This is a genomic window from Polaribacter glomeratus (assembly GCF_002954665.1).
Taxonomy (GTDB): Bacteria; Bacteroidota; Bacteroidia; order Flavobacteriales; family Flavobacteriaceae; genus Polaribacter; species Polaribacter glomeratus.
Genome location: NZ_MSCM01000001.1, coordinates 646,604 through 660,881 on the forward strand (window position 1 = coordinate 646,604; position 14,278 = coordinate 660,881).

The 14,278-nt window shown below is 31.3% G+C and carries 9 protein-coding genes; 7 read left to right on the forward strand and 2 right to left on the reverse strand.

Features of this window, described 5'->3' with window-relative positions; genetic code table 11:
* Positions 1 to 65: 65 nt before the first annotated feature.
* The 7 genes from BTO16_RS02695 to BTO16_RS02725 all read left to right on the forward strand — a co-directional run bounded on the left by BTO16_RS02695 (position 66) and on the right by BTO16_RS02725 (position 11,838).
* Positions 66 to 1,799 (forward strand): glycoside hydrolase family 3 protein, encoded by a 1,734-nt coding sequence (locus BTO16_RS02695; RefSeq protein ID WP_211298192.1) that lies wholly within the window; start codon positions 66 to 68, stop codon positions 1,797 to 1,799.
* 41 nt (positions 1,800 to 1,840) lie between these two features.
* Entirely contained in the window at positions 1,841 to 3,130 is a 1,290-nt protein-coding gene (locus tag BTO16_RS02700) for a glycosyl hydrolase family 17 protein (protein WP_105020116.1), read from the forward strand.
* A gap of 7 nt (positions 3,131 to 3,137) precedes the next feature.
* Entirely contained in the window at positions 3,138 to 4,634 is a 1,497-nt protein-coding gene (locus BTO16_RS02705) for a glycoside hydrolase family 30 protein (RefSeq protein WP_105020117.1), read from the forward strand.
* 31 nt (positions 4,635 to 4,665) lie between these two features.
* Positions 4,666 to 7,029, forward strand: coding sequence for an MFS transporter (locus BTO16_RS02710; RefSeq protein WP_105020118.1), 2,364 nt, complete (start codon positions 4,666 to 4,668; stop codon positions 7,027 to 7,029).
* 19 nt (positions 7,030 to 7,048) lie between these two features.
* Entirely contained in the window at positions 7,049 to 7,963 is a 915-nt protein-coding gene (locus tag BTO16_RS02715) for a glycoside hydrolase family 17 protein (protein ID WP_105021488.1), read from the forward strand.
* Between the two features lie 323 nt (positions 7,964 to 8,286).
* Complete coding sequence (locus BTO16_RS02720) at positions 8,287 to 9,594, forward strand: T9SS type A sorting domain-containing protein (RefSeq protein ID WP_105020119.1); 1,308 nt, start codon at positions 8,287 to 8,289, stop codon at positions 9,592 to 9,594.
* Between the two features lie 129 nt (positions 9,595 to 9,723).
* Complete coding sequence (locus BTO16_RS02725) at positions 9,724 to 11,838, forward strand: thioredoxin domain-containing protein (RefSeq protein ID WP_245891947.1); 2,115 nt, start codon at positions 9,724 to 9,726, stop codon at positions 11,836 to 11,838.
* Between the two features lie 386 nt (positions 11,839 to 12,224).
* On the opposite strand, the gene BTO16_RS02730 is transcribed toward BTO16_RS02725, so the two are convergent.
* Together BTO16_RS02730 and BTO16_RS02735 are read right to left on the reverse strand one after the other, a co-directional pair.
* Positions 12,225 to 12,929, reverse strand: coding sequence for a DUF4369 domain-containing protein (locus BTO16_RS02730; protein ID WP_105020120.1), 705 nt, complete (start codon positions 12,927 to 12,929; stop codon positions 12,225 to 12,227).
* A 40-nt stretch (positions 12,930 to 12,969) separates the two neighbouring features.
* Positions 12,970 to 14,277 (reverse strand): DUF819 family protein, encoded by a 1,308-nt coding sequence (locus BTO16_RS02735; RefSeq protein ID WP_211298193.1) that lies wholly within the window; start codon positions 14,275 to 14,277, stop codon positions 12,970 to 12,972.
* Position 14,278: the final 1 nt, after the last annotated feature.

Genomic DNA, 14,278 nt, shown 5'->3' on the forward strand with positions numbered 1-14,278 from the left:
AAAGCCGCAATATAATTTACATCATTTGTTGCTTATCGTTAATAGGAATTATCGCGAATGGTAAAATGAAAAAAAGTAAAGAAGCTCAAATAGAACAGAAAGTAGATTCTCTTTTAAAGTTAATGACTTTAGAAGAGAAAATTGGACAAATGTCTCAAATAAGACATTTTGAAGAGGCTGCTGATGAACATATTACTTCTAAATTTATAGGTTCAGTTATTCATACACAAGGGCCAAATCCGGGAAAAACAGCTTTAGATTGGCAAAAAAGGTTTGTAGAACTTCAAAAGAAAGCGCTTTCTACAAGATTAGGCATTCCTTTATTATTTGCAGTTGATGCTGTTCATGGTCAAAATACTTTTGAAGGCGCTACTATTTTTCCGCATAATATTGGTTTAGGCGCAACAGGAAATGAAAAATTAGTTGAAGAAATTGCAAAAATTACGGCAATAGAAAGTCAGGCAACCGGTTTTAACTGGGTTTTTTCGCCTTGTATTGCAATTCCGTTTAATGAAAAATGGGGCCGCGTTTATGAAGCATTTTCAGAAAGCACAGAACTTACAGAAAAGTTAACAAAAGCTGCTGTAAAAGGACTTCAAGGAAATTTAGCGGATGCAACAACTGTAATGGCAACTGCCAAACATTTTATTGGTGATGGTGCTACTGATTTTGGGGTTGAAGGAGGAGAAACTTCTTTATCATCTGTAGAAATTAAAGAACGTTTGTTGGCACCTTATAAAGTAGCCGTTAAAGAAAATGTTGGTGCTGTTATGGCATCATTTAATACAATTTCGGGTATTTCTATGCATGCTCACAAAGCGCTAATTACCGATACTTTAAAAGTTGGGATGAACTTTGACGGAATTGTAGTTTCTGATTGGAAAGCCTATTCTCGTTTTGGAGAAAATGATATTGTAAATGCTGGTATAGACGTTATTATGGCGGTTGATGGCGATTTAGAACTTTTTCAGAATGGCTTAAAAGAAGGCGTTAAAAATAATTCAGTTTCTATGTTTAGAATTGATGACGCAGTAAGAAGAATTCTACGTCAAAAATTTAAATTAGGCTTGTTTGAAAACCCTTTTCCGGATACCACTTTAGTGGCTAAAATAGGTAGTAAAGAGCATAGAAAAGTTGCAAAACAAGCAGTTAGAGAGTCTTTAGTTTTGTTAAAAAACAAGAATGCTATTTTGCCTTTATCCAAAGAAACAAAGAAAATTGTGGTGGTTGGTGAACATGCAAATTCTTCTGGATTACAATCTGGTGGTTGGACTGTAAATTGGCAAGGAACACAAAAAAATTATAAAGGAGCAACTACTATTTTAAACGGAATTAAAAAACTAGCAAAAGGAACTGTAGTTTATGATAAGGATGCTACTCAAAATCATTTTGATGCAGATGTAGCAATCATTGTTGTTGGCGAAAATCCGTACGCAGAATTCTTTGGAGATATTGGTCACGAGTCAAATACGTTGCAATTAACATTAACAGAAGCGCATCAAAAGTATCTAAAAACGTATCAAGAAAAAGGGATTAAAACAATTGTTGTTTTAGTTTCTGGCAGACCTTTAGTGGTTACAAAACAAATACAAAATTCGGATGCGTTTATTGCAGCTTGGTTAGTAGGATCTGAAGGTAAAGGTGTTGCAGAAGTGCTTTTTGGAGAATATAATTTCTCTGGAAAACTGCCCCATTCTTGGCCAAAATCCGTAGAAGATTTTAAAGGAAAATACGGTCCAAATTTTTGGGACGACTCAATAAAACCATTATATCCTATCGGATATGGTTTAAAATATTAAGAAAAAAAGAAGCAAGAACAATTAGTATCAATATAAAAAATATGAAATCAAATTTTAAATTATTAGTTACGATTTTAGTTTTAAGTATTGGTTTTGCATGCAGTTCTAAAAAAGTGAACACAACAGTAGTAAAGGAAGAACGAAAAAAAGAAATGACAGCAGCCAAAATTTTAGGAAATCCAGATTATTTAGCAATTTCTTACGGAGGATATAGAGAGAAGTCAAGAGAAGACAATCAACCTACAATTCCGCAATTAAAAGAAGACTTAAAGTTGATGCACGCTATGGGCATTCGCATTATTAGAACCTATAATGTACAACCAAAATTACCACATGCAGCAAATGTGCTAGAAGCAATTCATCAGCTTAAAAATGAAGATGCAAGTTTTGAAATGTACGTAATGTTAGGTGCTTGGATAGATTGCTTAAATGCATGGACAGATAAAGCACCAAATCATGAAGTAGAAAGTGCACAGAACGAGGGCGAAATTGCTAGAGCCGTTGCTTTGGCAAATAAATATCCAGACATTGTAAAAGTAATTGCCGTTGGTAATGAAGCGATGGTAAGATGGGCTGCAAGTTATTTTGTAAGACCAAATATTATTTTAAAATGGGTAAATCATTTGCAAAAATTAAAGAAAGAAAATAAACTTTCTAAAGATTTATGGATTACTTGTTCAGATGATTTTGCCTCTTGGGGTGGAGGAGATGAAAGTTATAGAGTTAAGGATTTAGAAGACATTATAAAAGCGGTAGATTATGTTTCTATGCATACCTATCCGTATCACAACTCACATTACAGCCCAGATTTTTGGAAAGTTCCAAAATACGAGCAAAAGTTATCAAAAAAAGATAAAGTAAATTCGGCAATGAATCGCGCTTTAAATTTTGCTAAGAATCAATATTACAATGTTTCAGAATATGTAAAAAGTATCGATTCTACAAAAACGATTCATATTGGCGAAACCGGTTGGGCAACTATTTCTGATGGTCATTATGGCAAGGATGGTTCTAGAGCAACCGATGAATATAAGCAAGGATTGTATTATAATCTTTTAAGAGAATGGACGAACAAAGAAGGAATTTCATGTTTTTATTTTGAAGCTTTTGATGAACAATGGAAAGATGCTCAAAATGCACAAGGTTCAGAAAATCATTTTGGATTATTTACCCTAAAAGGAGAAGCTAAATTTCCTATTTGGAACTTAGTTGATGAAGGCGTTTTTAAGGATTTAAAAAGAGGCGGTAACCCAATTATTAAAACATTTAATGGAAAAAAAGATGCTTTAATGAAAACAGTTTTAATACCAAATACAGAGTATCCAAAATAATTAATTAATGAAAATTACAAAATATTTTTTCTATTCATTTTTATCATTTATGATTATAAGTTGCGAACCTAAACAAGAAGTATTAGTTGTAGAAGTTTTTGAAACGTCTGCTAATGGCAATAATTTAACCAAATTAGAAAATTTTTCTTCGGATGAAAATCAAGAAAACACCATTCAAATTAAATTATTACCAGAACAAAAACGACAAAAAATAACTGGCTTTGGGGGTTCTTTTACAGAATCATCGGCGTATTTATTAAATAATATCAGTAAAAAAAATAGAGATAGTATTATTGAAGCTTATTTTGGTGAAAGTGGTGCAAAGTATTCTTTAACAAGAACGCACATGAATTCTTGCGACTTTTCTTTAAGTCAATATTCGTATGCGCCCGTTAAAGACGACAAAGAACTCGTGCATTTTTCTGTTGATGAGGATAAAGATGACATCATTCCGTTTATAAAAGATGCAATGAAAGTGTCTAAAGACGGCTTTAAAATTTTAGCATCACCTTGGACGGCTTCTCCTTGGATGAAGGATAATAAGAGTTGGTTAGGAGGAAAGTTATTACCCGAATATTATGATACTTGGGCATTATTTTTCTCTAAATATGTGTCAGCGTATAATGCAGAAGGTATTGATATTTGGGGGGTTACAGTAGAAAATGAGCCTTTAGGAAACGATAAGAATTGGGAAAGTATGCATTACACACCTGATGAAATGACCAATTTTGTACAGCATCATTTAGGACCTAAATTAGAGGCAGATTATCCTAAGGTAAAAATATTAGGCTATGATCAAAATAGAGAGCATTTAGATGAGTGGGTAGATTCCATGTATAAAAATGAGGAAACTTCAAAATATTTTGACGGTACAGCTATTCATTGGTATGCAAGTACTTATGATTATTTTCCAGAACAATTACAATACGCTCACAACAAAGCACCAAATAAATATTTAATTCAATCAGAAGCTTGTGTAGATTCAGAAGTACCAAAATGGAAAGATGATGCTTGGTATTGGAAAAAAGAAGCTACAGATTGGGGTTGGGATTGGGCACCAGAAAAAGACAAGTATTTACATCCAAAGTACGCGCCAGTAAACAGATATGCAAGAGATATTATTGGTTGTTTAAACAACTATGTAGATGGTTGGATAGATTGGAATATGGTTTTAGACACACAAGGAGGCCCAAACTGGTTTAAAAATTGGTGTGTTGCACCGGTTATTGTAGATCCAATAAAAGACGAAGTTTATTTTACACCAATTTATTACACACTTTCTCATTTTAGTAGGTTTATAAGACCTGAGGCAAGTATTATTTCTCTAGAAAATTCGGACAAAGAATTAATGGTAACAGCCGCAAAAAATACGGATGGATCAATTGCAGTAGTTGTCTTTAATGAAGGCGAAAAAGCAAAAAATATAAATTTAATTTTAGATCAAAAAAGCATAAATATAGCAATACAAGGGCAAGCAATACAAACGATTGTAATTGCTAATTAAAAAATAAATCAACTAAAAAACCAATAAAAATATGTCAAAGACAACAGGAGAATCGCATAAAGTTCCAATGGGACAAAAAATTGCTTTTGGATTAGGAATGTTAGCCAATCAGATGTTTCCTGCGGCTTTAGGTATTTTTATGGTGGTTTTAATTCAGGATTTAAGTTTTCCTACTTGGATGTGGGGAATTCTATTTTTTCTTCCTAGAGTTTTCGATTCTATAACAGATCCTATAATGGGCTTTATATCAGATAATACAAGGTCTATTTGGGGAAGACGTAGACATTATGTGTTTTTAGGAGCCATTATTATGGGTATTTCATTTGCACTAATGTGGCAGTTATATAAAGTAGATAGCTTAAGTTATAATTTTACCTATTTCTTAGTGTGGTCTTTAGTTTTTTATTTAGGATTAACTATTTTTTCGGTTCCTTATGTTGCAATGGGATATGAAATGAGTGATGATTTTCATGAGCGAACAGATATTATGGCAATCGCACAATGGATAGGACAATGGGCCTGGGTAATTGCACCTTGGTTTTGGGTAATTATGTATGATCCTACTTGGTTTGAAGGAGGCGCTGCGGAAGCAACCAGGTCCTTAGCTATTTGGGTGGGTGTTATCTGCGCTATTTTAGCAATGATTCCTGCTTTTTTTATAAAAAGTGAATCAACTAAAGATGACGAAACTTTAACGCCTTTAACTTTAAAAACTATAGGAGGCAGTTTAAAAGAAATTCTAGATAATTTTAAAGAAGCATTTAAGATTCCAGTTTTTAGAAAATTATGTTTTTCAACATTTTTAATTTTTAATGCCTTTAATACGGTAGCAGGTTTCTCATTTTTTATTGTAGTGTATTACCTGTTTAATGGCGATGCTCCTGCTGCGGGTCTTTGGCCAACTTTATTAGGTAGTGTAGGTGCATTAGTAACTACTTTTTTAGTGATTCCTATTGTGGCAAAGATGTCAAAAACAATGGGTAAAAAGAAAGCTTTTTTAGTTTCACAAGGTATTTCTGTAATAGGATATATAATGTTGTGGTTTTTATTTATACCCGGTAAGCCGTATATGTTTTTATTCGCATTGCCTTTTTTCTCTTTCGGAATTGGAAGTTTATTTACTTTAATGATGTCTATGACTTCGGATGTTATTGATATTGATGAATTAAATACAGGTAAACGAAGAGAAGGGGTTTTTGGCGCTATTTATTGGTGGATGGTAAAGTTTGGTTTTGCAATTGCTGGCTTATTAACTGGCGCTATTATGGCCTTAGTAGGTTTTGTGCCAGATGCAGAAAATACAGAAGCCTCAATTACTGGGATAAGATTATTCTATTCTGGTTTGCCAATAGTAGGTACTCTTGGTGCCATGTGGATTATGCGTAGTTATGATCTTACAGAAGAAAAAGCATTAGAAATTAGTGCTGAACTTGCTAAAAGAAAACAAAAAAGAAAGCAGCAACCAATAACAAGTGGTTATGGAGCAGGCAATCTTTTACCTTCTTTAACTAATAGTATAAAGTTAGATAATTTTATAGAAACAGATTATTCAACTAAAACTTTAGATGAATTAAAAGAACTTTTTTCTGCAAAATTAGAAATTGGTTTGCATGGTTTATGTTTTAGCCCTTATTTAAAAAGTCAAAATGTTGGAGATATTTTGTCAGAAGAACAAATTATCCGTAGATTAAAAATAATTTCTCCTTACACAAAATGGATTCGTACATTTTCTTCTACAGAAGGACATGAGCTTATTCCTAAAAATGCACATCAAAGTGGCTTAAAAATAATTGTTGGTGCATGGATTAGTAAGGATAAAGAGAGAAATGAAAAAGAAATTAAAGCGTTAATTAAGTTAGCGAAATCAGGAAAAGTAGATATTGCGGCAGTTGGTAATGAAGTATTATTAAGAAAAGATATTTCAGAAGATGAGTTACTAGGATACATAAATAGGGTAAAAGAATCGTTGGCAGGCACAGGTGTTCCTGTTGGTTATGTAGATACATATTATGAATACTACCAGCACCCAAAGCTAATTGAAGCATCAGATATCATATTAGTAAATTGCTATCCCTTCTGGGAAGGATATGATGTTGATGAATCTTTAACGTTGTTAAGGCAAATGCTAGAAATCACAAAAAATCTTGCAAAAAATAAGAAAGTAATAATAGCGGAATCAGGGTGGCCAAGTCAAGGACAATCTAAAGAAGATGCAATACCTTCAAAAATAAATGCAATGAAGTATTTTATTGCAACCCAAGAATGGGCTCAGAATCAAAATATAGATATGTTCCATTTCTCTTCTTTTGATGAAACTTGGAAAGTTGATATAGAAGGAGAATTAGGTGCAAGATGGGGTATTTGGGATAAAGACGAAAAATTTAAATATAATTAACCAAACAAAACAAAAGAAAATGTCATATAGAAAAGAACAGCATTTTTCAGTTGAAGAAACTAAAAGTAAATTCAAAGAAAATATAGGGGTAGAATTCAAAGAGTATTCACAAAAAGACTTAGTACAACTTTGGAGAGAAACGTTGGATACAGGCATGCATGGAATCTGTTTTAGTTTGTACGAAGACGGTCAAGAGCCAGGAGATACTATTACAGTAGAACAAGTGGAAAGAAGAATTAAAATTTTGAAACCATATACAAAGTGGGTTCGTTCTTTTTCTTGTATAGAAGGCAATGAGCACATCCCTAGAATAGCTAAAAAACACGGAATTAAAACAATGGTGGGTGCCTGGTTAGGAGATGATTTAGAAAAAAATGAAGAAGAAATTGAAGCTTTAATTCAGTTAGCAAAAGAAGGTTGTGTAGATATTGCAGCCGTTGGTAATGAAGTTTTGTATCGTAAAGAACTTACCGAAGAAGAGTTATTGGTTTATATTAAAAGAGTTAAAAAAGCTTTACCAGAAATTGAAGTTGGTTATGTAGACGCTTATTATGAGTTTGCTAAAAGACCCGCTATAACAGAAGCATGTGACGTTATATTAGCAAATTGCTATCCATATTGGGAAGGTTGTAATATCGATTATTCATTAAACCATATGCAACAAATGTATAATCTTGCAAAAAATGCAGGGAAAGGAAAAAGAACAATTATTACAGAAACAGGTTGGCCAAGTCAAGGAAGTAGTTTGGGGGGCGCACATTCTGGTGCAGAAAACACAATGAAATACTTTATAAATTCGCAAGTTTGGTCTGAAGTTGATGATGTAGAAATGTTTTATTTTTCTTCATTTGATGAATCATGGAAAGTTGGCGCAGAAGGAGATGTTGGTGCTTATTGGGGTTTGTGGGATAAACATGAAAAACTAAAGTTTTAATTTCTAAGAATATTCAAATTATAATATAAAGTTCAGTATAGTAAAATATACTGAACTTTTTCATTTATCAAAACTATACTCTAAAATCATTAAAATCAATAGATTAAATAACACCCATACATTACCCATATAAGTATATATTTGTCAAATAATAATACTTTTTATTTAAAATGAAATAACTTGTATGCACTTGGCCCTAGTTCAAAATCTTTAATAAAATGTATTTTTTTTTAGGGATGTATGTTTTTTGTAGTGGTATTATTATTGGATTCGCAATTATACTTTATTAAATTTGATGAACAATAATTTAAATATAACATAACATGAAAAAAATTACTTTATTTTTAGCCTTGTTGATAACATCAATAGGGTTTTCTCAAACTTACGATTTATTAGAATCGTTTAATGGCTCTGGATATGAGGGTGCTTTTGGAGAAACGGCTGCCGAATATGCAATGGACCCTAGTGGTTCGGATCAAGTAGTTAAAATAACCAGTAATGCCGGTGGTACAGTGTGGCAGGGTATTAACGTTGTTTTAACTAACAATTATAAATTGACTTCCGATACTCAGGTTACAATGCAGTTAGATGTTTATTCAACAACAGCAATAACCATTGCACCTAAAGCACAAGGTGGTGTATCAGGAGCTCCTGATTCAGTTACTTCTGTAAGTCACACAGGATCAGGATGGGAAACTTTAACGTTAAGCTTTGATAAAAGTTTAGATGGTAAGGTACCTGCAAACGGTATTTATGCTGATTTTGCGCTTCATATCAATTGGGATACTGCAAATAACGCTTTTGGAGCGGCAGATGGAAGAGTTTTTTACATAAAAAATCTTAAAGGTTTAACTGCTGTTGTAGCACCTGTTGTAGATCCTGCTCCAACGACTGCACCAAATACACCTCCAACGTATGCTGCAGGAAACGTTGTAGCTATGTACAGTGAAGCTTACGCAAGTGTTGGTCTTAATAATGTAACTTGGGATGATTCTCAATCAGAAGAAGTAACAATAGCTGGTAATAAAGTATTAAAAGTGAAAGCTGCTAATTTTTTAGGCGCTACACTAGGTACACCTGTTGATGCAACAGCTATGACTCATTTTCATATTGATTATTGGATAGGAACTGACTTTTCAGAAGGACAAGTTTTTAACCCTAAATTATCAAATCATGACAACGCAGGAGAAACTAATGCAAAAAATATGTCTATTGTCATAACTTCACAAGAACAAGTTAAAACTTGGAGATCTGCTGACATTGCTTTAGGTACATCAGCAGAATTCAATAGAAATAACATTAAAGAGTTTTTAATTACTGTAGCAAACAAAACAAGTGTTTTCTATATTGATAATATTTACATGTATGTTGCAGGAACTGCTAGTACAGTGAATAATGAATTATTAGGTTTTTCTATGTATCCAAACCCATCATCTGATAGATTAAATATTTCTGCTAAAGAAAATATTCAAAATGCTCAAATATTTAATGTGATTGGTAAAAATGTAATGAATGTTAATGTAAACGATACAAAAGCTTCAATTGATATTTCTAATTTATCTTCTGGTATTTATTTAATTAAATACAATGTAAATGGAAAAGTTGGTACAGCTAAATTTATCAAGGAATAAGTAAACTTAATTCCAATAAAATTAAACGCTCAAATTAACTTTTGAGCGTTTTTTTTGTGCCATAATTTTTTAGTTAATTGTGTATTCTTCATCTAAAATGAATATCTTTATTATTAAATAATACTTCTATTGAAAAATTCTGCAAAATATTATCTAATAGCTCTTTTTTTTCTCCTAACACTAAGTTGTTCAAAAAGTAATAGTACTACGGATAAAAAAAGTAATGATTTAATTCATGAAACAAGTCCGTATTTATTACAACATGCATACAATCCTGTAAATTGGAAAGCTTGGAATAGAAAAACATTAGAACTTGCGAAAAAAGAAAATAAACTACTTATTATTTCTGTTGGTTACTCTGCGTGTCATTGGTGCCATGTAATGGAGGAAGAAAGTTTTGAAAATGATTCTATTGCTAAAATTATGAACGATAATTTTATCAATATAAAAGTAGATAGAGAAGAAAGACCCGATGTTGATAAAGTATATATGAACGCTGTTCAGTTAATGACAGGAAGCGGTGGTTGGCCACTAAATTGTATTGCGCTTCCAGACGGTAGACCTATTTTTGGAGGTACGTACTTTACAAAAGAGCAATGGTCTAAAGTTTTAATTAGCATCTCTAAATTATATAAAGAAGAACCTCAAAAAGCAATTGAATTTGCAGAAAACCTAACAAAAGGAATTCAAGAGTCTCAATTAATTACTTTAAACAAAGCAGTTCCTATTTTTAATTTTAATGAAGTTACATCATCAATTAACTTTTTAAAAAATCAACTAGATACAATTAAAGGCGGATTTAAAAATGCTCCAAAATTTCCAATGCCAAATTCTTTAGACTTTTTAATAAGGTATAATTATCAATTTAAGGATCAAACAATCGATAACTATACACAAACTACACTAACTAAAATGGCCTATGGAGGAATTTACGATCAAATTGGTGGTGGTTTTTCTAGGTATGCTGTTGACGAAGATTGGCATATTCCTCATTTTGAAAAAATGTTATATGACAATGCCCAACTGGTAAGTTTATATTCAAAAGCCTATTTAAATGAAAAGAACGAACTTTATAAAAATGTCGTTTTAGAATCTTTAGATTTTATCAAAGAAGAATTAACTGCTAAAAATGGTGCTTTCTATTCTTCTTTAGATGCAGACAGTAAAAACGAATTAGGTAAAAAAGAGGAAGGTGCTTTTTATAGCTGGAAAGAAGAAGAATTAAAACAGTTGTTAAAAAATGATTTTAATCTTTTTAAAGAATTTTATAATTTAAATGAATATGGGTTTTGGGAAAATGGTACATATGTTTTAATTAGAAATACATCAACCGAAGCATTTGCAAAAGCACATAATTTACTGTTAGATGATTTAAATCAGAAGATTAAGCAATGGAAAAAAATACTTTTTGAAGCAAGAAGTAAAAGAAGTAAACCAAATTTAGACGACAAAGTTTTAACGTCTTGGAATGCATTAATGACTCAAGGTTACATAGATGCTTACAAGGCTTTTGGAACTAAAGAATACTTAGATGCAGCTGTGAAAAATGCAAATTTTTTAATAGAAAATCAGTTAAGATCAGATAAAGGTTTAAACAGGAATTTTAAGAATGGAAAAAGCACCATAAATGGCTATTCAGAAGATTACGCAGCTGTAATTCATGCGTTTATTTCTTTATATGAAGTTACCTTGGATGAAAAATGGTTACTAGCTTCTAAAAAATTGATGGATACTTTATTTATTAATTTTTTTGATGAAAATAATAAAATGTTTTACTTCACAACTAAACAAGATAAAAACTTAATAGCTAGAAAATATGAAGTTATAGACGGTGTAATGCCTGCATCAAATTCTATTATTGCAAATTCCCTTTTTAAATTAGGGCATTATTTTTCTGATAACAATTATTTAAAAACTTCAGAACAAATGTTAAATAATTTAAAGGAGGAAATTAAAATGAATCCAGGGAATTATAGTAATTGGTTACATTTAATGACAAATTTCACAAAACCTTTTTATGAAGTTGTTGTTGCTGGTAAAGAGGCCTCTGCAATAAATAAAAAGTTAATAAATAAGTACTTGCCAAATATTTTAATAGCTGGCACATCCGAAGAAAATAATACTTTACCCCTTTTATCTTATAAGTTTAATGAAGACAGTACTTTTATCTATGTATGTGTAAATGGTACTTGTAAATTGCCACAAACAAACCTTTTAGAGGCGTTAAAAAGTATAAAGAAATAAACTTATTTTTTTAAAAACTTAGAATTAATAACGTATTTAATAAATTAGTACATTTTTTAATTTTGGCAAAGTGATTAAAGGATAGGTTTAAAATGAGTATTTATATTGCAACCATTATAACTAATTATTATGTATTAACCTTTAAAGAATAAGATTCTTAACTAATTTTAGCTTAAGGAGTATCGTAAAACGAATTAAGTACTGTTAAAATGCGATTTAAATTGGTTTTGAGGACTTTATCTAACTTTATTATATTTCTTATGTCCTCTTTTATTTTTAAAGAGATTTTTAATATAATTATTTAATAGTTGGTGTATTTCACTCTAAATTTCAAATAAAAAAAACCGAGCATATTGCCCGGTTTTTTTATTTCACAAACTTTTCAATTATTTTTGTTCGTTTGCTTTTATAGCATCTAAATATTCTTGATAGCGTTTACCGTAAACAGAATTTTTAATTTTTGGCGTTAAACTTACATTTACAGTATCTAACATTTTTATACTAGCATCATACAGTTCTGTTAAAGCAATGTATGGAGCAGCTTCAAAATCAGCATTTGTTAGTGCAAAATTAGTTGTGTATAAAACTCTTCTTCTTACTAACCTTTTGTAATCTTCTTCTAGTTTTATAATTAAACCTTCGTTTTTAGCTTTTTTAGCTTCAAAATCTTTTTTGATAAAATCTAAACGCTCGTTTTGAAACCTTTTACTAATAACATTGTATTTGTCTAAAATTTCTTGATTTTTAGAGCCTGTAATTTTTGGAGTATAGCCAAATTCAGCAACATTATCATTAATTGTAATAACGCCTGGTTCTCCAAAAAATAAGATTCTTTTATCCGATGTATTTCCATCAAACGTTAAATAATACATAATTGGCGAATCTACATTATCTGTTAAAGTAAACATGTCGGATCCATTTAACGCAATAGAATCAACAGAAACTAACAACGTATCTACCATTTTCTGTAAGTACAAAGTACCTTTTTTAAGGCCTTTAATTTGTCCTTGAACAACCATGTTTCCTTCTTTTTTAGAAGAACACGCAAAAAGTATAATTGATAAAGCTAAAACAGCTGTAATTTTTTTCATTTTTGATTAAAATTTTGGAATGCAAATATGCTGATTTTTTTTATAAAGTGGATGCTAATTCCATTAAAATAGTACAAGCAATTGCGCCAACCGTACCAATTGCATAGCCAAAAACAGCTAATAAAACACCAACACTTGCCAATGATGGATGAAAAGCTTGTGCAACAATTGGGGCAGAAGCTGCACCACCAACATTTGCTTGACTTCCTACTGCTAAAAAGAAATAAGGTGCTCTAATAATTTTGGCAACTATAATTAATAATAATGCATGAATTGTCATCCAAACGATTCCAATAACCATTAATCCTGGGTTTTCAAAAGCCTGATTTAAATCCATTTTCATACCAATAGTAGCTACTAAAATATAAATAAAAACGCTTCCTAATTTACTTGCGCCAGCACCTTCGTAATTTTTTGCTTTTGTAAAAGATAAAATAATGGCAATAATAGTAGAAATACTAATTAGCCAGAAAAATTCTGAATCTAAAAAAGAGAAGATATTTCTCCAAGTTTGCGATGTTAAAGATGAGACTATATCCGAGAAAAAAGCGCTTAAATAACTAGCTGAAAAATGCCCAAAACCAACCGTTCCAAAAGCAATTGCCAACATTACCATTAAATCTGTAAGAGACGGATTTCTTTTTACTTTTTGAGTAAATTTAATTACCTTTTCTTTTAGTTCTTCAATAGCAGAATTGTCTGCTTTTAGCCATTTATTTATTTTCTTTTTCTTACCAATTCCTATTAATAAGATTGCCATCCAAATATTAGCTACAACAATATCCACAATTACCATTCCGCCATATTTTGCGGGGTTATATTTGTAAATTTCTAACATGGCTGTTTGGTTTGCTCCACCACCAATCCAGCTTCCTGCAAGTGTAGAAAGTCCTCTCCAAACTGCGTCAAAATCAGATCCACCAACAGTTTCTGGCGAGAAAATTGAAATTAATAAAATAGCTATAGGTCCGCCAATGATAACACCAACAGTTCCTGTAAAAAACATAATTAAAGCTTTAGAACCTAAGTTAAAAATAGCTTTTAAATCGATGCTTAACGTCATTAAAACCAAAGCTGCAGGCAATAAAAATCGGCTAGAAACAAAATATAATTGTGAGCTGTTTTTTACAACTTCACCAGCAGCATTTTCAGTTTCCCATTCTGGGGATATAATTCTAAAAGTTGTAAAAAGAGCAGGAATAAAATAGGCCATAAATAAACCAGGTACAATTTTATAAAATTTATGCCAAAAACCCGTTTTAATTTTTTCTGTGTAAAAAACAAATCCTAAAGAAGTCATTAAAATGCCAAAAACGATGGCATCATTTGTGAAAATTGGTTCGATCATT

What these genes read in the sequence shown, in the direction of transcription:
- BTO16_RS02695 (WP_211298192.1), top strand. Translation starts at nt 66, where the DNA reads ATGAAAAAAAGTAAAGAAGCTCAAATAGAACAGAAAGTAGATTCTCTT.
- BTO16_RS02730 (WP_105020120.1), bottom strand. Translation starts at nt 12,929, where the DNA reads ATGAAAAAAATTACAGCTGTTTTAGCTTTATCAATTATACTTTTTGCG.
- BTO16_RS02720 (WP_105020119.1), top strand. Translation starts at nt 8,287, where the DNA reads ATGAAAAAAATTACTTTATTTTTAGCCTTGTTGATAACATCAATAGGG.
- BTO16_RS02705 (WP_105020117.1), top strand. Translation starts at nt 3,138, where the DNA reads ATGAAAATTACAAAATATTTTTTCTATTCATTTTTATCATTTATGATT.
- BTO16_RS02710 (WP_105020118.1), top strand. Translation starts at nt 4,666, where the DNA reads ATGTCAAAGACAACAGGAGAATCGCATAAAGTTCCAATGGGACAAAAA.
- BTO16_RS02700 (WP_105020116.1), top strand. Translation starts at nt 1,841, where the DNA reads ATGAAATCAAATTTTAAATTATTAGTTACGATTTTAGTTTTAAGTATT.
- BTO16_RS02735 (WP_211298193.1), bottom strand. Translation starts at nt 14,277, where the DNA reads ATGATCGAACCAATTTTCACAAATGATGCCATCGTTTTTGGCATTTTA.
- BTO16_RS02715 (WP_105021488.1), top strand. Translation starts at nt 7,049, where the DNA reads ATGTCATATAGAAAAGAACAGCATTTTTCAGTTGAAGAAACTAAAAGT.